Origin of the sequence: Parvimonas sp. D2 (assembly GCF_035282635.1) — a bacterium.
Taxonomy (GTDB): Bacteria; Bacillota; Clostridia; order Tissierellales; family Peptoniphilaceae; genus Parvimonas.
In genome coordinates, this window is the sequence record NZ_JAYKBO010000013.1 from 1 (window position 1) to 505 (window position 505).

Here is a 505-nt window from a genome sequence, read left to right on the forward strand (position 1 = left end):
ATTGGGACAAGCATTATAATACGATGCATACGTCTGCTGGCACAGATATCTGTGAGATTCAGATAGGAAACTACCTTGGCGCTTTGCGCAGGGGCGGACAATTAGATGATCAAAACAGGTTGAGGAAAGAGCATGGATAATGCGTAAATGGCTGGTAATGCTAGGGGCGTGTTTTCTTGCCAAGACTGGAAAATTAAGTTTGTTTTGGGTGGGTGTTACCTGGTATGCTGGCCATATGCCTAAGCGCGAAGTAGTCTTGAATAAGCCGCCGCAGTGGCTGAAGGTAATGTGTTCTGAAAAGGCATATAAGCAGGAAAGGTCTTGCAAGTGAAGACAAATAATCATAAAATGGGGCCATCTAGGCTCAACCACGGCAATCAGCAGTGTGAGTATTGCCAGGCAACAGACCTGGAAATCAAGTTTGCATTGGGGCCTGATTGCCCGAATGCGCCCAAGATCGAGCTTTGGAAGCTGCAGCGCCCGCTGATGAGCCTGGGGTCGATGA

Annotated in this window: 1 protein-coding gene; it reads left to right on the forward strand. The window is 48.1% G+C overall.

The window, feature by feature from the left end:
- Positions 1 to 321 precede the first annotated feature (321 nt).
- The coding region (locus VJI77_RS07375) for a hypothetical protein (RefSeq protein WP_323988942.1) at positions 322 to 505 on the forward strand (184 nt) is incomplete at its 3' end.